Genomic DNA, 19,580 nt, shown 5'->3' on the forward strand with positions numbered 1-19,580 from the left:
AAAAAAGCTCCAATATTTTGGAGCTTTTTTATTACCCAATCTATCTAACCATTGCGACTCAAATAAATAATATACTCTCCTAACAGCGCCTCAAGTTCGCTAACCGCTTTATCTCCAAAATCATCTTGCAACCGCATTGCTAACTTTTTAAGTGTGTTCAGTTTTATTCCATTGCTGCTATTGTTTCTCATCACATCGTAGGTTATCACCCTCAATATTGACCGAAAGCGAGGCTTAGATAACGCATCATTCCAGCTTTGAATAAAGTCTGTAAGTTGCTTGTTCAGCACCAAGTACCGGGTTAGTTTTTGATAGATTCGCTCTTCCATTGCCACCAGAAAATCCGTTTTCTTAGCAAAGTGATGACTTATTCCTGTTCTTGAAATTCCGGTTTGGCGGCTAAGTGTTGTGTATGTCATGTTGTCATAACCCATTTTAAACAACTGCTTTTCAACGGCTTGCAAAATCATATTAATCGTTGATGCAGTATCTTCTCTGCTACGTTTTGGCATATAAGATCTCTTTTATGTAATTTAATGATAACAATGAGAAATTGCGTAAAGCGTATTCAACATTTCCGTCAAGAATACTAGGTTGGAAACGCCCCCAATATCAGACAGGTCTTATTTGCAAACAATATTGGTTAACCGCTAATCTTAGCGAGTAGACAACGCTCATTACCAGATTCTACTTTCATGGCACACAAACCGATTCGATATCCGCTCAACGCCTATTGTTTATTTTTACCGCTAACGCAACAATCCAATATAAATAAACACATATAAAAAAAATGGGAATAGCATACAGTTACTTTGTCCTTGTTAAATATGCCAATTTTTCTACAAAAGGCTATTGGTACCATACGATGTTTTACTGGATAGATGCCGCTATGCTAGGTAATATATGCGTTTACATATTAAGTAAGTGAGGTCGTGATGACAGAGGAAACCATAGCAACAAGCGCAGAAAATGAGTTATGTGAAGCGTGTGGCTGCAGTGCTGAAGTTGGTTTCATCATTAAAGAAGGTGATGAAGTAGCGGAAGTTTCTCTTTTTGCAGAATCTAAACAAGCATTAGAGGCTGAGTTTGAAAAATACACAAGCCTAGCTAAGTCAATTAATGCCGACGTTCAGTTTGAGACATCAGCGCTGACGGAACAATCCACAGAATTACATTCTCGATTCAAATTTGATGTTAGTGCTGAAAAACTGATATTTGAACTTAAGTGTCGTACGCTTTCTCGCTAAAATTTATTTTCTTTAGCCACATAGCTTACACTATGGCTCGTTGATCGTTCACCACATTCATTGCCAATATATGATGTAATGTTATTCAAGTTCGCAGCAGTGAAATGTCGTGTAACGACATAAATCAGCTGATAAAGCAGTAACAAAACCGACAAATGCTGATCAAAGGGTTTATCAGAAAGCGAGTTAAATGCTCGCTTTTATTTTATCAAAAAAGTGGAGTTTTCGACTACTCGGCCGATAACCAAGTCAGTCCCCCACCGAGAGGTAGCTATGAACAAACTGCTGTTGTTAATCACATTAGCCATGATGCCTCTGCTTGCAAGAGCCGAATATCTAGATCAGTACCAAATTCTTAATCACTTAGATAACTACGGTAATTTATACCTGAGAAACAAGCCCTATACCTCTTTGCCTGACGGGCTGACGGTAAAAGGAAACCTGAACATATCTAAGACCAGCATAGAAAGGTTGCCAAAGGGGCTCACTGTAAAAGGAAACTTAAATGCCGCAAACAGTAGGGTTAAGTTCGTTTTACCCGGCACTAAAATTACCGGCTTCGCCAACTTTCTTGGCGCATCAATAGAAAATTGGCCCACGGGTGTTAGCGTTGGCGGCTATATTAACTTTACTGATACTGCATTAAAAACATTGCCACCTGCTCTGCATGTCAATGGTGACTTAAGTGTCATGAGAACGCCTATAGATGCACTGCCAGAGAGAATATTTATAGAGGGAGACTTGTACATTGGAGGCTCTAGAATCACGACATTTCCTGATGAAATGACCGTTAATGGCAATATTTTTCTTGGTGGGAATCAAATCAGCAAGTGGCCAAAAAATCTGACGTTAGGTGGTGCTGTAGCAAGGTAGTTATGTAGTTATGTAGTTATGTAGTTATGTAGTTATGCTAAGACGAAAGAGAAAACAGGAGCGGGTTAACAACCAACTCCCTTATGCTCACTAAGCTTTACTGTTCATGACGGGATTGGCGTACATATTAATTAAGTAAGGCTGTTCAGCTTCTGATAACTGTGCCAATTTATCATTAAGAGCGCTTTTCACCTCTTCAGTAATTGACTCATCCGACTCACCGGCAGCAAGTAAATTCATTGGATAAAGTTTATATAAGCTATGTATCTGCTTATCTATCTCTTTCGCTAACGCTTCAGGATCAGAAAAATCTTCACTAATGACATCACCAAACGCGACATGGACTTTTCCTTTGTAGCCGAGTATCCCTTGAATAATGCTATCTATATCTTCAAACTCTGTTTTCTCATAACCACCACAGCTCTCTTTGGCATATAGCTCTTTTGCTTTGGCGATATCACAAGGGTCGTTTTCATAAGAAACAGCAACAGGAACAATCTTTAATGAGCGAATATACTCATTAAATGGCGTTTTTGTTTTACGGCCATTCACATGAAACATCTTTAAAATGGCTTGATCGGTTGAGTCATTACCATCTTTCGCTCTGCCTTCTTTTTGAGCAATCCAAACAGAGTTACCCGTATCCAGTGAATGCTTAATATAAGAAGACAATAAGCTAAGTGCTTTCATTAGCTCTCTTGGCGCTTTCGCCGATCGCTTAACAATAAAACTCTTATTGATGCGCATCAGCTCAGTTACACATTGCTTTTTAAGTAGGTTATCACCGATAGCAATACGAACCGTTTTGTGACTGTTATTATGCAGGCCGTAATTCACTAAGGCAGGATCCATAGCAATGTCACGGTGATTGGAAACAAATAAATACGCAGTATTCTTATCCAGTTCATTTAAACCAGAGTACGTCACGCCATCCGTGGTTTCATTAAGAGCCTTAGTCAGGTACTTCTCAATCTCAACTTGAATATCATATACGCTATTTAACTTGCTCCACTTAAATTTTAAATACACTTTCACAAAAGGTGCCAGTATATTTTTTAACCAATTGGAATGATGAGCAAATCTGTGGTTAAGAATAGCATCAATAAATTCTTGGTCATTTATTAAGCGAATAATTGAAGGGCCAATTTCACTGTCGTTATACGGCCTAATTTCTTGGTAAATATCGTTATCTGGGTTCATATAATTATACGTATTTTTCAAATCGGGCTAATTCTACGCTCACTTTGCATCGTTCGCAGCTTTATAATCCACATTCTGCATCAGGTCAGACCACAAACCAAACATTATGTTCATTTACTTTATCGCCTGTTGTCCTTTGGCGACTATTTTTACCACCATTTGTTATTAAACCGATGGCATGACACACTGCACTCACCTCCCGCTTTTTGTCCCATTACATATTGGCAATATTAACCAGACCATGTAATCTATGCGCCTCAATAACGAGGTCCTCATGAACTACTCAATACAATACCAACGTACCCCTCATCCTTATATGACGGTAAGCCCACGTAAAAAAAGAATTAAAAACACCTTACTTATGGTGCACAGCGGCACGGTATTGATCAAAGTGGGTAAATCGGAATACGCGCTTAAAGCCAACGATCTATTTTGGTTACCTATTGGTAGCTTAACCTCGATTACTTATTTTCCTCATGCAGAGACATCAAATATTGATTTTTCAGTACGATTAAAGGAAACGTTCCCTTCAAAGGCGGGATACATCACGCCGTCTGCATTAACACAAGCATGTATTGATAAACTTTATCATCAAGATATTGGCGAGCAGTATCGCTTGGATCTATTGCAAATCTTAAAACATGAATGCCAGATTATTGCACCAAGTTTATTCGTCAGTAAAACCAGCGCCCAGTTTAATCAATGGACTGTCGATAGCAATCAAGGTTTAAGCCAAGAACTGCATATGGCTTTGACTATTCGATACGCTAGAAAGCAACTACTTTCAGGGGGATCACGCCAGCAAGTTGTGGACACTCTTTTCTCAGGTTCGCACTCGGTATTTGATCAGATTTGGCAATCGGTAATGGGTCAGGAAAATAGCTCTAAATAGCTCTAAATAGCTCTAAATAGCAGCTTAGCTATATATTAAACCAGTTAGAATGGCCACTCTAACTGCAGCATGACATCTCCTTGATAGTGATTGTGCCAACGATAATCCATTCGCATTTTAGGGCCATCGCTATCAGAATCGCCAAAAGCAACACTGAATTGTAAACCGTGGTTACTCAACCATTCACTATAACTCATCTCTTGCTCTGAATCTGACAACGCGTCTGGAAGCCATAATCCTAAACCAAAAAAACTCTGCTTTACTCGGCCAGTAACAATAGGATCATCCAACGACTGATCTTGCCAGGTGGCCCAATAATCGTTGCTGGTTAGTTGATAGTCGAGTTGAGCACTTTGATAATAAGGTACACTACTAGAGAAAGCGGCTAAATGCCCTACCGAATTACCATCAGGAATATGACACGCTTCAGTAATGGAAGAAGATTGAAGAACCGTTAGGCCAATATTCGATTGGCAAGAACGACTATAAGCAGGCAGAGTAACAACTGAAAGGGCTATGATTAACGCTAAATTGGAGTTCATTCTACCTTCTTAATTTATCTCCAATACAGCTTATTCTCCATAATAAAGTTTTGTACTGAATCTGTTGTTAGATGAGATATCGGCTGTTTATTGGCCATATTTGTTCGGATATCTGTACTTCTAACGGATATTTTTTCCGGGCACGCTAATACTGACCACTTCATTAATATATCGCTGGCCCGGTAAAACTTGTCAAAGTTAAGTAAATTGTCAGGCCCTAATATAAAGGTAATGTCAGAATTTGGATTTTCGGTTTGTAATTTATCTAACACCGCATAAGTGGTAACACTTTGATCCGGTTTATGAAGCATTTCTTCAACGGTAGAGAGTCGTACCGTATTCAAATCAATATCCTCAATAAACAACGCCACCATTTGGCAACGAAGTTCAAAACTCAGCATTGTTTTTCCCCATGCATGGGAAATACTCGGCACCAACAATACTTGATCAAAGTGTGTTAAAGACTCAATCACACTTTTATGACCTAAACTGGGGGGATTAAACGCGCTTCCAAATACCGCTATTTTGCGCGGAACTTCGCCACTGTTACTCATTTGCTCTATTTTCACTATTTTCTACTAACTCGGATAAGGTATGATAATACCATTAGTTAGCATTTAATATTACCGAAGGAAAAGGAATCTACATGGAACACATGATTCGCGATGAGATGCGCGTACTGCCATCAATAGAACCCAGCACAGAAATAGAACGCCGTGTGGCTTTTATTAAACAGAAGTTACTTGACTCAGGTTGCAAAAACTTAGTTTTGGGCATTAGCGGTGGCGTTGATTCAACAACTTGTGGTCGTTTGGCACAGTTAGCTGTAGATAGCTTAAACCAGCAATCCCAAACTCAAGATTATCAATTTATAGCTGTTCGCCTTCCTTATGGGGAGCAAAAAGATGAAGATGAAGCGCAATTAGCGCTAAGCTTTATTAAGCCTAGCCACGTTGTAACCGTAAACATTAAACAAGGTGTTGATGGACTTCACGCAGCGGCAAATAACGCGTTACAAGCTTCTGGACTATTACCTCAAAATCCCGCTAAACAAGATTTTGTAAAAGGAAATGTCAAAGCACGAAGCCGAATGATTGCTCAATATGAAATTGCAGGTTATCTCGGTGGATTGGTCATAGGTACCGATCATTCTGCAGAAAACATCACTGGTTTTTATACTAAGTTTGGTGATGGCGCTTGCGATCTAGCACCGCTATTTGGTCTGAGTAAACGTCAAGTAAGAGAGTTGGCTGAAACACTAGGAGCCCCCGAATTACTGGTCGCCAAAGTTCCAACGGCAGATTTAGAAGAACTCACTCCACAAAAAGCAGATGAAGATGCACTCAATCTAACTTATGAGCAGATCGATGACTTTTTAGAAGGGAAACCCGTTCCTCAACAAGTTACCGACAAGATCATCGCAATCTATCAAGCGACACAACATAAAAGACAACCTATTCCAACTATTTATGACTAACCTTGTTTTTGTCATTGCTAGATAGAAAAAGGTGTCCAATTAAATAAATTGGACACCTTGTCTCATATACACAGTTCCATTTATCGCCACAAATTGCTAATCTACTTCTGTCTTATAGCAGCTATTAGGTCGTATTAATGGCAACCAACACACCAAACCATCTTCACTCTTTAACTCAACTGGTACCCGGTACTAAAGTAGAGCACCTGCTAACAGGGCAACAATTTGTAGTAACAGCCAACAACGGTAACCGAGTTACTGCGGTCTCAAGTGTTTCGCTAGTGACAGTCAATGACTACGCCCATACTGAATGGATCTGCGCCACCAGCAAAAAGCCTCTCAATAAATTGAAAGTTGGTGACATCATTACCAAGCAACACTCTTATGTCATCACCAGCGTTTCTGATTATCTACTTCATGCCACTCGCAGTATTGAAATCACCAACCCTACTGAGTACTTGATCGTTTAATTTAGGTAACACCTAGATTAATCGACAATTTCCACATCTGTTAATGGAACGCTGCAACAGGCTAGTATTTGTCCAGAGTCTCGCTCTTCGTCTGTAATCGCAGCAACATCTGCATGCTCGACTTCACCACTTTCTAAGGTGACTTTACATGCACCACACAAACCTGCCCGGCAGCTATTTGCAATGGCTAAACCGGCTTTCTCTACTTGTTGTAATACCGAACTCTGATTATCCCCTTCGACCATAGCGCCATTTAAAGAGATTAATACTTTTTTATAAGCTTGTTGTTCGGCCTCTAAAGTAAACTGCTCCTGATGATATTGGCTGGTAGGCAATCCTAGCTTAACCAGCAAGCTTTTGGCTTTTTTCATAAAGCCATTCGGCCCACAAACAAACACCTGACGTAAAGGTAAATCTGGAATATGTTTAAGGTGAGATAATGCAAGGCGGCCTTTTGCGCCAGGCCAGTCATCATGAGCCTGACTCAGTGAAATGATAATTTGCAGCCCTTTAAAGCGTTCATGAAGCTCGTCCAACTCTTCTTTGAAAGGAATATCTTCTAGCGTGCTACACTGATGATAAAACACCACGTTGTCCATCTGCTCATGATCAGCCAGGTAACGTAGCATAGAAATCATTGGGGTCACGCCGCTTCCTGCCGATAGAAGCAGTAGAGGGTTTGAATGGTGCTCACTTAAATGAAAACTGCCTTGTGGCGTATCCGCTTCTAATACATCGCCAACATTGAGGTTATCTAATAACCAATTAGAGACTCTTCCCGCATCAACTCTTTTTACCGAGATAGCGTAGCGCCCCATTCTACTTGGTGTTGAAGATAAGGTGTAATAGCGGCATATTTTCTCACCATCAAACATCACCTCAATAGGTAAATACTGTCCTGGTAAATAGCCTGGCAATACCCCTGATGTTGGTTCAAACCAATAGGTAACAAACTGACGAGCCGTCTCTTCTTTGGCAACGCAGGTTAGCGTTAAACTCTGCGGCTGATTATCGGCGTAGTACTCTTTCTCTTTGTACTCTAATACTTCAACGACATCGTCAACGGATATTGAGCCTTCATTAAGAGCGACAATATTCTGACCAAAGTACACACCGCCATCTTCATTCGCCCGGAATGTAGACAGTGTTTTGAGTGGTTCCTTCGAGGCCTTAGCAATACCTGACGTATGATCAACCGTCGTTAATATGCAGCGTTCACAAGGCTTAACAACGTCAAACTCTACCTCACCAATTCGAATCTTTTTCCAACTGTCTTCAATAAAGGCTTCATCACCAGTCACGACAATATTAGGCCTAAACTGTTGCATAAACTGGGTTTCGGATGCTCGCTGGTTTAACTCACTTAGCGACGCTTCGCTAATCACCAACAGCGGATAACCATCTGCGAATGACACGTTGTGACCCAGTTTTTCTCTTACTCTATTTGACTGCTCTCCGGTGTAAAGCAACTCCGCTTTATCCCCTACAACTTCACTGATCCACTGGTTTGCTTCATCGGTTGTTTGGTAAGCAAAAAAGATATCGTTCCATACTTGAGTCTGTTTCTTTTTCATCGAGAAATCAGAGAAGGATAGAGTTAAAGTTTCTTTTCCCTCATAAGCCAGATGCAAACCGTTGTTGGTCACATTGGTATGTAAAGTAACCAATTGAGGGTGAGAGCGGGCAGTTATCATTTTGCCGTCAGGCGTTGCTATCATAAAACGACGATCAAAAGAGAGCCCTTGTTTTTCTACCCAAGAGGTCGATATGTCGATACCTTGAGTCGATTTAATTGGATAAATAGTTATCTGAGAGAGTGTTGATTCTGTTTTTACTGACATAACTTCCCTTATTATCCGCGCGCCAAACGCAAACGTTTTCTTTTTATTGATTTATTAACGAATTTTGATGAAATATACCACTTTTTGCTCTATTATCCTGTCGCCTAAGCATTGAGAAATCACTTATCTACTTAGGCTCCAGATTTTATCACACTTATAAAGGGAGCTTTTATGACCACACTAACTATTACTCGCCCAGATGATTGGCATGTTCATTTACGTGATGGTGCGGTTCTTAAAGATACTGTTGCTGATATCAGTCGCTACAATGGCAGAGCAATTGTAATGCCAAATACCATCCCTCCAGCAACAACAACCGAGCTCGCTTTACAGTATTATCAGCGAATCAAGGCGCATAATACAAGTGCCCATTTCGAACCGCTAATGACGCTTTATCTTACTGATAATACGACAGCAGAAGAGATTCTAAAGGCGAAGGCTACAGGAAAAATCGTTGCAGCTAAACTGTACCCTGCAGGGGCAACAACCAATTCAGATTCTGGTGTAACTGATATCGACAAGCTCGCTCCGGTGCTAAAAGCCATGGAAGAGTGTGGCATGTTACTGCTTATTCACGGTGAAGTGACTGACCACGGTGTTGACATTTTCGACCGCGAGAAGGTGTTTTTAGATCAAGTGCTCACTCCGATTGTCACTCAGTATAGCCAGTTAAAAATCGTTGTTGAGCACATTACGACGTCTAACGCAGTCGAGTTTGTAAAAAGTGCCAGCGATAATGTTGCAGCAACAATAACTGCACACCATTTGCTTTATAACCGAAACCATATGCTGGTAGGTGGCATACGTCCTCACTTTTATTGCCTGCCAATACTCAAGCGCGGTAGTCATCAACAAGCGCTTATCGAAGCCGCCACCAGTGGCAACAAAAAATTCTTCGCAGGTACAGATTCCGCACCACATACCAGAGGAAATAAGGAAACCACCTGTGGATGTGCAGGTTCTTATACTGCTCATGCTGCAGTAGAACTGTATGCTGAAGTATTTGACAAGGAAAACAAGCTTGAAAACCTAGAGGCCTTTGTCAGTTTTAACGGAGCAGACTATTACGGTTTACCTCGCAATACAGGTTCAGTGACGTTAACCAAAGAAGCATGGCCAGTGCCTTTATCTCTGCCATTTGGTAATGATGAAGTGGTTCCTGTTAAAGCCGGTGAAAACATCGAGTGGACTGTTAGCGATACAGATGCTTAATTACAGGTCTTCAAAAAAGAACGTGATAAAATTATAAACGCGGCGCATAAGAGCACATCTACAAGCGCTCGTTACTCAAGTTTTTATGTTGAAAACTGATCGATAGTAAATGCCAGCAACACGCTGCTGGCATTTATCAATTCTTGTTCCACTATTGATTGTTAAAACCTATCAACAAGATAGAGTTAATCTTATTTACTAAATGAGAATAATTATCAATAATGACATTATCAAATCAGACGAACCGTTTTAGGATAATGCCATGTTCAAGACAATCACTTTTGCCGTTATTCACTTTACCATTGCTACCTTGGTTGCCTATACCTTAACCGGTGACTTCTTACTTGGTAGTGTAATCGCGATGATTGAGCCTTCGATTAATACCGGCGCCTTCTATCTACATGAGAAGGTTTGGCAAAAAGTAGCCTTTCTAAAACGCCATGAATCCATAACTCAAGTTAAAACAGCCAGCTTTGCCGTCATTCACTTCAGTGTCGCGTTTACGGTAACTTTTGCATTAACAGGGGATGCTTTCCTAGGCGGTTTAATGGCCACAATAGAACCTGCGATAAACTCAATCGCTTATTTCTTCCATGAAAAAGTGTGGTTAAGAAAATCGCAAAATACCGAGGCTATCAATAGACATGCAATCGCGCTATAGAACAGAGGTAACACGCTAATAATACACGTGTTACCCAGCTCTCAAGCTTAGATTCTAATTTAAAACTGCTACGCTAGTTTAACGCTTCAGCCTCGATAAAATAGGCTGCACTTATCATTAATTTCGTCAACTCAGCAAGTAAGTTACTCACTAATACCGCGGATCTTGGCATTACGACGACGTAGCACTTCTAAAGTCAGCAACAGTGCAACGGACATCAAGATCAATAAGCTTGCTACCGCTAATATGGTCGGGCTAATTTGTTCTCGAATACCAGACCACATTTGACGTGGCACTGTACGTTGCTCAACACCGGTGATAAAGAGCGCTACCACTACCTCATCAAACGATGTTCCAAACGCGAATAAACCGCCGGATATCATTCCCGGTCGAATTAGTGGAAAGGTAACATGTCTGAAGGTATAAATTGGGTTAGCACCCAGACTATACGCAGCACGAACTAAGCTATGATCAAAACCACTTAAAGTCGCAGTCACCGTAATGACCACAAATGGTGTACCCAAAGCAGCGTGCGCGAGAACAATCCCAACAAAAGTCTGAGACAAATCCAAGCGAGTGTAGAAGAAATACATTGCGGCTGCAGAGATGATCACAGGCACAATCATCGGTGAAATCAAGAACGCCATAATTGCACTTCGGAAAGGAACATTATTGGCGGCCAATCCAATCGCAGCTAAAGTCCCGAGTGTTGTGGCAACCACCGTAGCACTTAGTGCTATCAACGTACTATTTTTAAGAGCCATCATCCACTGATGATTCTCTATCATCTCGACATACCAGCGCATTGAATACGCCTCTGGATCAAGGTTCAACATTCCTTCGGTAAAAGTGAAGTAAGGCGTCGCATTGAACGAGAGAGGAACAATAATCAAAATAGGCGCGATTAAAAACAGAAAGACTAGGGTACAGAAACCAAGGTAAGCAAAATATGCCACTCGCTCACCTTTGCTGCAATAACTCGGTAAAGACATTCCTTTATCCTCCAACTTTTATATTGTTGATTCCAACAACGCAGTTAAACACATAAAACAGGAGGGTAACAACGGCAAGTAACAACCCTCCGAGCGCTGCAGCCATCCCCCAATTGAGCGAGGTTTGCATATGGTAAGCGATCATGTTGGAAATCATTTGACCACTTCTTCCGCCAACCAGTGCGGGGGTAATATAGAAACCAATCGATAGAATAAAGGTTAACAAAACACCGGCCCCTACCCCTGGCAAGGTCAGCGGCATGTAGACTTTGATAAACGCGGTAGCCGGAGCAGCACCAAGAGAACGCGCTGCTCGAAAGTAACTTGGGCTAATGCCTTTCATTACACTGTATAGCGGCAAGATCATAAACGGCAATAGTATATGAACCATAGCGACAATTGTGCCAAAGGTGTTATGAATCATTGCCAAACGATCATCACTCAGGCCTGACCAGATCAGCAAATCATTCAGTACACCTTGGTTCTGTAACAGGACAATCCAAGAGGTCGTACGCACCAGCAGTGAGGTCCAAAAAGGCAACAGCACCACGATGAGCAACAGATTCGCCTTTTTATCAGGCAAGCTGGATAAAAGGTATGAAACTGGATACGCCATTAGCAAACAGATTAAGGTGATAGCAAGCGACATACCGAAAGTTTTCATAAATAGATCGACATAGACCTGACGTGTTTCTGGCTGCATGGTAATAGAGCCTGACTCGTCGTAGCGCATATCTAACGCCGCCAAATAGTAGCTAAGAGTATAGGGAGCGCTTAACGTCTTAATTGCTGACCAATACTTGGTCTTAGCCCAACGTTTATCGAGCGTTTTAATTTCCTGCAATGAACTAGGCATTGCGCTGGCTTTGCTGAGCTTTCTTCCTGTTTTCATCAGTAAGCTACGCATACCTGAAACTTCTATGTTCAATCTACTCGCTAACTTGGGTAATGACTTATTTTGATGAGCGAGTTTCAGTTCTGCCATAAAAATTTGTTGCGTCTCAAGCGTAGGCAAACCATCGTAATCCCACTGCTCAATAGATTGAGACGTTTCAGGGAAGGCGCTCGGCACACTTTGGTTATCCACGCTGCGATAAAGCATTTCAACTAGTGGAAAAGCAAACGAGACACAAATAAATGCCACCAATGGTAGGATCAAAAGTACTGAACGAATCTGTTTCTTGCGTTCCGCTTTTTGAAGCTGTGCTTTCAATGTCGCTGGAGGTTTAGACAGCTCATCCGCAATGGCTGTCACTGACTCCAAGCTCGTTAGCTCTCTACTCATGCCGCCGCTCCTAATGGCTGAGTGATGGAGTCATTATCAAGTGCATGACAATCGTCACTATGCCAACCAATACTATATTCTGCCCCTGGGGTAAAACTGGCCTCGTGGCTACGAGAGTTGGTTACTTTAACCACTAACTCTCCGATTTCTTCAACATCAATCACTAGCCTGTGGTGATCTCCATGATAGATAAGCTCTTTCAGAGTACCTGTCACGATGTTGTTGCACTGATCTTGTTGAGGAGCGATGGAGATTTTCTCAGGACGGATAGATAGCAACGTTGTTTGTTGAGGTTGATTAACCGCAACGGCAGTAGCAAGAACAGTTTTACTGCCAACTTGAACCTTACAAGTCCCACTGTTTAGAGATTCAACCCGGCCTTTAATTTGGTTATTCTCACCGATAAACTGTGCGACAAATGCATTGCTTGGAGATTCATACAGCTCCGTCGGTGAGGCAAGCTGTTGCACAGCACCATTATTAAACACTGCGATTCTGTCTGACATGGTCAGAGCTTCATCTTGATCATGAGTGACATACAAAATGGTAATTCCCAGCTTTTCGTGCAGATGTTTTATTTCCATCTGCATCTGCTCTCGAAGCTGTTTATCTAACGCTCCGAGGGGTTCGTCCATTAGCACCAATTTAGGTTCAAACACTAAGGCACGTGCCAGCGCGACACGCTGTTGTTGACCACCAGACAATTGTTTAGGGTAACGATTAGCAACATGATTTAGCTCAACCATGTTCAACGCATCCGCCACTTTAGCTTTTACTTGTTCGTCTGACATGTCGCGTACTTTAAGCGGAAAAGCGAGATTTTCTGCAATCGTCATGTGTGGAAATAGAGCGTAATTTTGGAACACCATACCAATATCACGTTTATGCGGAGCCAAATTGTTAACGGGAATACCGTCAATATAAATCTCTCCTCCCGTCGCTGTCTCAAAGCCTGCCAGCATCATTAAACAGGTCGTCTTCCCTGAGCCCGATGGACCAAGCATAGTGACAAACTCTCCCGGCTCAATTGCCAGATTAAAGTCCTTCACTACTAACGTTTCACCATCATAAGTCTTCTGCACATGTTGGAAGCTGACGTATTCCTTTTGCAATGTCATTGGTCGTCCCTTTTTATTAAACCCTTGGTTTAATCCAGATAAGTAAAAGACTTAACCTCATAATAAGCCGTTTACGTAACTGGATTAGGGCGGACAGCATGCCCGCCATACATTAGCGTCTGTTGATTACTTTATAATTTATACTTACTCAAATCTGGTCGAGTCGCTATCGATTGTTCAACTAAGGCAATCACTTCTGCTCGCTCCTTTCCTTTCAGCATTTGTCTCGGAGCTCGAACCTGCTCAGAGCCTCGAGCACACACCTGTTCAGCCAACTTAATGCACTGAACTAAGGTTGGGATGGTATCTAATCGAAGCAGCGGCAAGAACCAGCGGTAGATCTCTAACGCTTCCGCATATCGCCCTTGGCTAGCCAGTTTATAGATGGCGACCGATTCTGCTGGGAAAGCATTTGTTAAACCAGATATCCACCCCGTCGCACCTAACATAAGAGATTCTAGTGCAATATCATCCACACCACTGAATACCGTAAAACGATCATCAAATCGATTATAAAGCTCTGTAATACGACGTGTATCTGTTGTCGACTCTTTAACCGCTACAATATTGTCACATTCAGCAAGCTGAGCCATAAGATCCAAATTAACATCCACACCATACGACACCGGGTTGTTGTAAATCATGATGGGCATCTCTGGTGTCGCTTGTGCTAATGCCTTGTAATAATCCACGGTTTCACTATCAGAAGTACGATAAACCATGGCCGGCATGACCATACAACCGTCTACGCCGATCTTTAATGCGTCTTGCATATACTGAACAGCCGCAGTAGTTATCGACTCTGCTGTTCCTGCAATAAGAGGAACACGACCCGCGACGACTTCTTCTGCAGCGGTTAATATTTGGCGCTTCTCTTCAGGATAGAGAGCACAATTTTCCCCTACCGTGCCTAAACAGATAATGCCGTTAACACCGTCTTTAATTTGGTTATCAATAACGGTTTGAGTCGCATCTAGGTCAATGCTTTGATCACTTCGAAATTGAGTACTGACCGCTGGGTAGACACCTTTCCAATCAACTTTCATTCTTACCTTCCATTTGTATATTTTATGCAATTTTAGAAAACACACTGAATGTTTCCCACAGTATTAGGGCAAACCCCGTTAAATAATTTGTTTTTGCTGAAGGATGAACTTCACTCCAGCGAGATCAGCAAGTGCGCTACCTACAGATTTGTATAATGTGATCTCTTGTGACGATGTTCGACCAGAGCAACGGCCTAAGCAGAGATCCGCTAATTCTCCTTTAATCTCCTGCTCAGAAAAAAGCCCCTCATCAATCGGAATCAACAAATCCCCTGCCTCGGCTAATACATTAATTTTACTATCAACGAACACCGACGCCCGAGACACGGTTTTACTATCACATTCACGTTTGTCTTGATCATGATTACCGATAAGATCGACATGGGTACCCGAGTTAAGTTGATGCCCATCGAAAAGCGGCGTTTTTGAGCCTGTTGCACAGCAGATCATATCCGTAGCCATCAGATGCTCATCCACCGATTCAATAACGTTCACCTTATAACGCTTCTCTTCCGGCAAAGAGAGATATTCATGACCCGATTGAATGGCATCTACCGTTGACGCTGCCTTCTGTTTATCTCTTCCCCATACCATTACCTGTTTTAACGGTCTAACCGCCGCATAAGCCCAAGCAATATAAGGCGCTAAGTTGCCCGTTCCACAGAGAATAAGGCTGGATGCGTCATCACGAGCTAAGTAATCCGCCGCCAACGCCGAAGCCGCAGCCGTACGCCAATACGTTAACACCTTGCCATCCAACAACGCCAAAGGCTCACCATCGCTACGGTTAAACGCCAGTATTTTAGAAGAGAGACTGTCTTTGTCCTTAGCCATGTTGTTGGGAAAATAAGTGAACGCTTTAACGGTAATTAAACTCTTATTCCATGCCGGAAGAAGAGCAAACGCATCATAGTTTCCCTCTTCCAGTGGCATCACATTGCGTTGAGGAATTACCGCCTGTTCTTGATAAGTTTCACGCATAGAGCGAATCAAACCAGACATCGACAAACTCTCAACGACTTGCTCTGCTTCTAGATAGATCATTTTGCCTCCAGCTTTACGTTTGGAGTGAGAGCAAGCCCACTCCAATTTTCTATTCGTTTTGCGGATTTAGTTAAGCAACCAAGTGTTGAACTCTTCATTCAACTCATCTGCATAATCCGACCACCACTCATCATTAATCAAAAATGCATTGGTGAAGTTAGCAGGCGCTGTTGGCAGACTTGCCAGAGTCTCTTTGTTAATCAGCTTTGACGATGATTTACGCGTTGGGCCATAAGCAACATATTTTGCTTGGTCTGCCAATGGTTTAGTACCAGAAGAGAACTTAATGAACTCTAGCGCTAGCTTGGTATTTGGGCTGCCTTTTGGAATGGCCCAGCCGTTCATATAACCGAGTTGATGATCCCAGATAATTTTGAATGGCTGACCTTCTTCTTTTGTTGCACTATGAATACGGCCATTAAACGCCGAAGCCATTACCACCTCTTTGTCCGCCAACATTTGAGGAGGTTGCGCACCGGTAGTCCACCAAATCACATCCGACTTGATGGTGTCTAACTTAGCAAATGCTCTTGCGCGACCTTCTGCTGTCTCTAACATTTCATACACCTCTTGTGGTGCAACGCCGTCAGCTATCAATGCCCACTCAAGGTTACCTTGCGGCATTTTTTGTAATGCACGGCGGCCGGGATAATTTGCCAAATCGAACAGGTCCGTTAGTTTACTTGGTGCAGATTTACCGTTAAACGCTTCTTCATTGATCGTCAGTACCGTCGAGACCACAATGGTGTTAACTGCACACTCATGAATTGCACCCGGAATAAAATCTTTAGCCGCTGGGGTTCCGTCAGATCCCGCAGGTAAAATGCTTGGGTCGACGGTTTCAAGTAGCCCTTCAGCACAACCACGGACAATGTCCGGCTTATCGAGAGAAACTAAGTCCCAACGCACTTTATTCGCTTCGACTTGCGCTTTAATTTCTGCAAGGCCACCACTAAAGTCTTCTGAGACAAGATCTACACCGGTCTCTTCAATGAAGGGTTTGTGGTACGCCTCTACTTGGCTCTTAGTAAATGCCCCGCCCCATGAAACAACGGTCAACTGTTGCTCTGAGTATGCTGCACTAGATGTTCCTAACAGCATTCCAGATACCAAAAGTGCAAGTGAAGTGGATGTCTTTCTTGACATGATGTTGTGCTCCTTTTTTGTTGTCTTATCGGGACACTCCCGAATTTATAGACGCCTGGATACCGCTGTTAGGCATCGTTATATAATTTAACTTTTTATTAACATAATGCACTTGTATATTTTATACAATATTTAATTTCAAAAAAATTTAACAAAAGCGATCTAGCTTAAATGGTGAAAGATTAACCACTGTTTTTTGCTGGTTAATAAGCTGGCTAATCAAATCGGCAGTGACTGCGGCTTGAGTAAGGCCAAGATGTTGATGCCCTAGAGAAAACAGAATCTGACCCGTTTTATCCTGATCAATAATAGGTAATGAATCGGGCAGTGAAGGACGATTACCCATCCAAGTTTCCCCCATTTCTGCAAAATCGATATCGTCAGTTAATACCTCTTTAGCCAACCCTTTTAGCATTTTTGCTCGCTTATAATTGGCCGGAGAATCGAGGGCAGCGTACTCCACCGTTCCAGCTAGGCGTAACCCCTTCTCCATTGGAGTCATTATAAACTTCCTGTCAGCGGAACTGATTGGAAAGGGTAATAACTGTTTTAATTTAGGCATCATAAGATGATAACCACGCTCTGCCTGAAGAGGGATAGAAATACCGGTAATCTTTTTGATTAATGGCACAGATTCCGCCCCGCATGCCACCACAGTATAGTTTGTCGAGTGAGCATCATTTTGTGTAACCACCACGCCGCCGTCAGAGTATGAGTAGGCATCAGTTACATCTTCATTTAGCCAGACGCCACCCAACTCAATAAAACAACGCTTTAGCTCAAGGCACAGTGTATAAGGGTTCAAGCTATGGGACGTGTCAGGAAAAAACACTCCGAATTTTACCTTATCAGAAAGATTTGGTACTTGTTGGTGCAGTTTATCCGCCTGCCAAACTTGATAGCGAACTCCCCGACTGTCTAACGCTTTAAGCGTCGTTTGATAACTGCCAAATAGTTTGTCACTTTCAAAGCAAAGCAGAGATCCCTTGTGAATAATCAGCTGAGACAGCCCAACTTGTTCAAGCAATAACTGCCAACTTTTCATTGCATGAGAATTAAGTTCCGTTAACGCTTGTGTGGCATGTTCGGTTGGAGACTTCCTCGCTTTCGACAAAAAATGAAGCATCCAGCCAGCGGTTTTAGGCAGATCTTGAAAACGAATTGAAACAGGGCTTGTCGTAGAAAGTAACATCTTGGGTAATTGAGGAAGTAAGCTCGGCGTCGCCAATGGAAAAACCTGTTCAGTGGCAAAATGACCCGCATTGCCTTTTGAACATTTTTCAGCCGCATCAGCACGTTCAAACAGCGTAACTCTTTTGCCTTCTAACTGAAGCTTTAAAGCGATACATAAGCCAATTACTCCCGCTCCAATTACTGCAACCTTGGTGTCGTCTGATGAAATTTTGTTCACCATTATTTTGCTCCTTATCACGTTTACCGTATAAAATTGTATAAAATATACTTAACATTACGATAACATTCAAACCCAGCACTACAACTAATTTCATGATCAAGGAGCGAGAAATGAGACAAGGCACTTTCTTTTGTATTGATGCTCATACCTGTGGAAACCCAGTTAGACTGGTTGCGGGGGGAGTGCCACCGCTAGTGGGTAATACCATGAGTGAAAAACGTCAGTACTTTCTAAAAAACTACGATTGGATTCGTCAGGCTTTAATGTTTGAGCCTCGTGGTCATGCCATGATGTCTGGGTCAGTTGTACTTCCGCCGTGCAGTGACAACGCTGATGCGTCAATACTCTTTATCGAAACCAGTGGCTGCCTGCCAATGTGTGGCCACGGAACAATTGGCACCGTCACCTCCGCTTTAGAGCACAAACTCATCACCCCAAAACAGGAAGGCAAGCTCATTTTAGATGTCCCAGCCGGTCAAATAGAGGTCCACTATCAACAAAAAGGAGATAAGGTGACCTCAGTTAAGATCTTTAACATTGCCGCCTACCTCGCCCATCAAGACATTACCGTTGATATTGAAGGCCTTGGCACCATCACTGTTGATGTTGCTTACGGGGGCAATTTCTATGTCATCGTTGACCCACAAGAAAATTATCTAGGGCTAGAGCACTATAGTTCAGACCAAATATTGATGCATAGTCCTAAGGTGAGAGAAGCGGTCTCTAATGTTGTGGAATGCATCCACCCAGATGATCCAACGGTTTGTGGTGTCTCACACGTATTATGGACAGGCACGCCAACTCAACCGGAGGCGATCGCTAAAAATGCCGTTTTCTATGGAGAAAAAGCCCTCGACCGCTCCCCGTGTGGTACAGGAACCAGTGCCAGAATGGCGCAGTGGCACGCCAAAGGAAAACTCAAAGTAGGAGAAGATTTCGTCCATGAAAGCATCATAGGCAGCTTATTTACTGGTCGTATCGAAGACACCACCGAAGTTAACGGTAACCTTGCCATTCTACCTAGCGTAGAGGGATGGGCCCACGTTACCGGTCACAATACAATCTGGGTCGATGATCAAGACCCTTACGCACATGGATTTGAGCTAAAATAACTAGGAAC

The 19,580-nt window shown here is 42.4% G+C and carries 20 protein-coding genes; 8 read left to right on the forward strand and 12 right to left on the reverse strand.

Annotation, left to right across the window (positions count from 1 at the left end):
• Window positions 1-44 precede the first annotated feature (44 nt).
• Window positions 45-512 carry a TetR/AcrR family transcriptional regulator gene (locus CHJ_RS21905; protein ID WP_317919031.1) on the reverse strand — a complete coding sequence of 156 codons (468 nt, stop codon included), beginning with the start codon at window positions 510-512 and terminating at the stop codon, window positions 45-47.
• 423 nt (window positions 513-935) lie between these two features.
• Between CHJ_RS21905 and CHJ_RS21910 the strand changes: the two genes are divergently transcribed.
• Both CHJ_RS21910 and CHJ_RS21915 read left to right on the forward strand, forming a co-directional pair.
• Entirely contained in the window at window positions 936-1,247 is a 312-nt protein-coding gene (locus CHJ_RS21910; RefSeq protein WP_171752548.1) for a DUF406 family protein, read from the forward strand.
• A gap of 273 nt (window positions 1,248-1,520) precedes the next feature.
• Window positions 1,521-2,120, forward strand: a complete 600-nt coding sequence (locus CHJ_RS21915; RefSeq protein ID WP_411861580.1) for a hypothetical protein — start codon at window positions 1,521-1,523, stop codon at window positions 2,118-2,120.
• Between the two features lie 90 nt (window positions 2,121-2,210).
• Here CHJ_RS21915 and CHJ_RS21920 read toward each other — a convergent pair whose 3' ends face one another.
• Window positions 2,211-3,320, reverse strand: a complete 1,110-nt coding sequence (locus CHJ_RS21920) for a 1-acyl-sn-glycerol-3-phosphate acyltransferase (RefSeq protein WP_171752550.1) — start codon at window positions 3,318-3,320, stop codon at window positions 2,211-2,213.
• Window positions 3,321-3,594: 274 nt separating this feature from the next.
• Between CHJ_RS21920 and CHJ_RS21925 the strand changes: the two genes are divergently transcribed.
• Window positions 3,595-4,212 carry an AraC family ligand binding domain-containing protein gene (locus tag CHJ_RS21925; protein WP_317919032.1) on the forward strand — a complete coding sequence of 206 codons (618 nt, stop codon included), beginning with the start codon at window positions 3,595-3,597 and terminating at the stop codon, window positions 4,210-4,212.
• 44 nt (window positions 4,213-4,256) lie between these two features.
• On the opposite strand, the gene CHJ_RS21930 is transcribed toward CHJ_RS21925, so the two are convergent.
• Together CHJ_RS21930 and CHJ_RS21935 are read right to left on the reverse strand one after the other, a co-directional pair.
• Window positions 4,257-4,754, reverse strand: a complete 498-nt coding sequence (locus CHJ_RS21930) for a hypothetical protein (protein WP_171752552.1) — start codon at window positions 4,752-4,754, stop codon at window positions 4,257-4,259.
• A gap of 14 nt (window positions 4,755-4,768) precedes the next feature.
• Window positions 4,769-5,308 (reverse strand): nicotinate-nicotinamide nucleotide adenylyltransferase, encoded by a 540-nt coding sequence (locus CHJ_RS21935; RefSeq protein ID WP_317919232.1) that lies wholly within the window; start codon window positions 5,306-5,308, stop codon window positions 4,769-4,771.
• Between the two features lie 92 nt (window positions 5,309-5,400).
• Here CHJ_RS21935 and nadE point away from each other — a divergent pair, with 92 nt between their 5' ends.
• Window positions 5,401-6,231 carry an ammonia-dependent NAD(+) synthetase gene (nadE, locus tag CHJ_RS21940; RefSeq protein WP_317919033.1) on the forward strand — a complete coding sequence of 277 codons (831 nt, stop codon included), beginning with the start codon at window positions 5,401-5,403 and terminating at the stop codon, window positions 6,229-6,231.
• A gap of 137 nt (window positions 6,232-6,368) precedes the next feature.
• Window positions 6,369-6,701 (forward strand): hypothetical protein, encoded by a 333-nt coding sequence (locus CHJ_RS21945; protein WP_171752554.1) that lies wholly within the window; start codon window positions 6,369-6,371, stop codon window positions 6,699-6,701.
• A 17-nt stretch (window positions 6,702-6,718) separates the two neighbouring features.
• Here the strand turns inward: CHJ_RS21945 and CHJ_RS21950 are convergent, their stop codons facing one another.
• Window positions 6,719-8,542, reverse strand: coding sequence for a hybrid-cluster NAD(P)-dependent oxidoreductase (locus tag CHJ_RS21950; protein WP_317919034.1), 1,824 nt, complete (start codon window positions 8,540-8,542; stop codon window positions 6,719-6,721).
• Window positions 8,543-8,713: 171 nt separating this feature from the next.
• On the opposite strand from CHJ_RS21950, the gene pyrC reads away from it, so the two are divergent.
• Together pyrC and CHJ_RS21960 are read left to right on the forward strand one after the other, a co-directional pair.
• Window positions 8,714-9,754 carry a dihydroorotase gene (gene pyrC / locus CHJ_RS21955; protein WP_317919035.1) on the forward strand — a complete coding sequence of 347 codons (1,041 nt, stop codon included), beginning with the start codon at window positions 8,714-8,716 and terminating at the stop codon, window positions 9,752-9,754.
• A gap of 262 nt (window positions 9,755-10,016) precedes the next feature.
• Window positions 10,017-10,415, forward strand: a complete 399-nt coding sequence (locus CHJ_RS21960) for a DUF2061 domain-containing protein (protein ID WP_317919036.1) — start codon at window positions 10,017-10,019, stop codon at window positions 10,413-10,415.
• 143 nt (window positions 10,416-10,558) lie between these two features.
• On the opposite strand, the gene CHJ_RS21965 is transcribed toward CHJ_RS21960, so the two are convergent.
• The 7 genes from CHJ_RS21965 to CHJ_RS21995 all read right to left on the reverse strand — a co-directional run bounded on the left by CHJ_RS21965 (window position 10,559) and on the right by CHJ_RS21995 (window position 18,460).
• Window positions 10,559-11,407, reverse strand: coding sequence for an ABC transporter permease (locus CHJ_RS21965; protein WP_171752558.1), 849 nt, complete (start codon window positions 11,405-11,407; stop codon window positions 10,559-10,561).
• A gap of 4 nt (window positions 11,408-11,411) precedes the next feature.
• Entirely contained in the window at window positions 11,412-12,692 is a 1,281-nt protein-coding gene (locus CHJ_RS21970) for an ABC transporter permease (RefSeq protein ID WP_317919037.1), read from the reverse strand.
• A complete protein-coding gene (locus CHJ_RS21975) occupies window positions 12,689-13,810 on the reverse strand; it encodes an ABC transporter ATP-binding protein (protein ID WP_317919038.1) in 1,122 nt (373 codons plus the stop codon). Before CHJ_RS21975 ends, CHJ_RS21970 begins: the two co-directional genes overlap by 4 nt.
• Window positions 13,811-13,941: 131 nt before the next feature.
• A complete protein-coding gene (locus tag CHJ_RS21980; RefSeq protein WP_317919039.1) occupies window positions 13,942-14,856 on the reverse strand; it encodes a dihydrodipicolinate synthase family protein in 915 nt (304 codons plus the stop codon).
• 78 nt (window positions 14,857-14,934) lie between these two features.
• Window positions 14,935-15,900, reverse strand: coding sequence for an ornithine cyclodeaminase family protein (locus CHJ_RS21985; RefSeq protein ID WP_317919040.1), 966 nt, complete (start codon window positions 15,898-15,900; stop codon window positions 14,935-14,937).
• A 66-nt stretch (window positions 15,901-15,966) separates the two neighbouring features.
• On the reverse strand, window positions 15,967-17,046 hold the full coding sequence (locus tag CHJ_RS21990) for a polyamine ABC transporter substrate-binding protein (protein WP_317919041.1): 1,080 nt from the start codon (window positions 17,044-17,046) through the stop codon (window positions 15,967-15,969).
• 148 nt (window positions 17,047-17,194) lie between these two features.
• On the reverse strand, window positions 17,195-18,460 hold the full coding sequence (locus tag CHJ_RS21995) for an NAD(P)/FAD-dependent oxidoreductase (RefSeq protein ID WP_317919042.1): 1,266 nt from the start codon (window positions 18,458-18,460) through the stop codon (window positions 17,195-17,197).
• A 110-nt stretch (window positions 18,461-18,570) separates the two neighbouring features.
• On the opposite strand from CHJ_RS21995, the gene CHJ_RS22000 reads away from it, so the two are divergent.
• Window positions 18,571-19,572 carry a 4-hydroxyproline epimerase gene (locus CHJ_RS22000; protein ID WP_317919043.1) on the forward strand — a complete coding sequence of 334 codons (1,002 nt, stop codon included), beginning with the start codon at window positions 18,571-18,573 and terminating at the stop codon, window positions 19,570-19,572.
• Window positions 19,573-19,580: the final 8 nt, after the last annotated feature.

Source organism: Vibrio sp. MACH09 (assembly GCF_033238805.1).
Classification (GTDB): domain Bacteria; phylum Pseudomonadota; class Gammaproteobacteria; order Enterobacterales; family Vibrionaceae; genus Vibrio.

What these genes read in the sequence shown, in the direction of transcription:
- CHJ_RS21905 (WP_317919031.1), bottom strand. Translation starts at nt 512, where the DNA reads ATGCCAAAACGTAGCAGAGAAGATACTGCATCAACGATTAATATGATT.
- CHJ_RS21910 (WP_171752548.1), top strand. Translation starts at nt 936, where the DNA reads ATGACAGAGGAAACCATAGCAACAAGCGCAGAAAATGAGTTATGTGAA.
- CHJ_RS21915 (WP_411861580.1), top strand. Translation starts at nt 1,521, where the DNA reads ATGAACAAACTGCTGTTGTTAATCACATTAGCCATGATGCCTCTGCTT.
- CHJ_RS21920 (WP_171752550.1), bottom strand. Translation starts at nt 3,320, where the DNA reads ATGAACCCAGATAACGATATTTACCAAGAAATTAGGCCGTATAACGAC.
- CHJ_RS21925 (WP_317919032.1), top strand. Translation starts at nt 3,595, where the DNA reads ATGAACTACTCAATACAATACCAACGTACCCCTCATCCTTATATGACG.
- CHJ_RS21930 (WP_171752552.1), bottom strand. Translation starts at nt 4,754, where the DNA reads ATGAACTCCAATTTAGCGTTAATCATAGCCCTTTCAGTTGTTACTCTG.
- CHJ_RS21935 (WP_317919232.1), bottom strand. Translation starts at nt 5,308, where the DNA reads ATGAGTAACAGTGGCGAAGTTCCGCGCAAAATAGCGGTATTTGGAAGC.
- nadE (WP_317919033.1), top strand. Translation starts at nt 5,401, where the DNA reads ATGGAACACATGATTCGCGATGAGATGCGCGTACTGCCATCAATAGAA.
- CHJ_RS21945 (WP_171752554.1), top strand. Translation starts at nt 6,369, where the DNA reads ATGGCAACCAACACACCAAACCATCTTCACTCTTTAACTCAACTGGTA.
- CHJ_RS21950 (WP_317919034.1), bottom strand. Translation starts at nt 8,542, where the DNA reads ATGTCAGTAAAAACAGAATCAACACTCTCTCAGATAACTATTTATCCA.
- pyrC (WP_317919035.1), top strand. Translation starts at nt 8,714, where the DNA reads ATGACCACACTAACTATTACTCGCCCAGATGATTGGCATGTTCATTTA.
- CHJ_RS21960 (WP_317919036.1), top strand. Translation starts at nt 10,017, where the DNA reads ATGTTCAAGACAATCACTTTTGCCGTTATTCACTTTACCATTGCTACC.
- CHJ_RS21965 (WP_171752558.1), bottom strand. Translation starts at nt 11,407, where the DNA reads ATGTCTTTACCGAGTTATTGCAGCAAAGGTGAGCGAGTGGCATATTTT.
- CHJ_RS21970 (WP_317919037.1), bottom strand. Translation starts at nt 12,692, where the DNA reads ATGAGTAGAGAGCTAACGAGCTTGGAGTCAGTGACAGCCATTGCGGAT.
- CHJ_RS21975 (WP_317919038.1), bottom strand. Translation starts at nt 13,810, where the DNA reads ATGACATTGCAAAAGGAATACGTCAGCTTCCAACATGTGCAGAAGACT.
- CHJ_RS21980 (WP_317919039.1), bottom strand. Translation starts at nt 14,856, where the DNA reads ATGAAAGTTGATTGGAAAGGTGTCTACCCAGCGGTCAGTACTCAATTT.
- CHJ_RS21985 (WP_317919040.1), bottom strand. Translation starts at nt 15,900, where the DNA reads ATGATCTATCTAGAAGCAGAGCAAGTCGTTGAGAGTTTGTCGATGTCT.
- CHJ_RS21990 (WP_317919041.1), bottom strand. Translation starts at nt 17,046, where the DNA reads ATGTCAAGAAAGACATCCACTTCACTTGCACTTTTGGTATCTGGAATG.
- CHJ_RS21995 (WP_317919042.1), bottom strand. Translation starts at nt 18,460, where the DNA reads ATGGTGAACAAAATTTCATCAGACGACACCAAGGTTGCAGTAATTGGA.
- CHJ_RS22000 (WP_317919043.1), top strand. Translation starts at nt 18,571, where the DNA reads ATGAGACAAGGCACTTTCTTTTGTATTGATGCTCATACCTGTGGAAAC.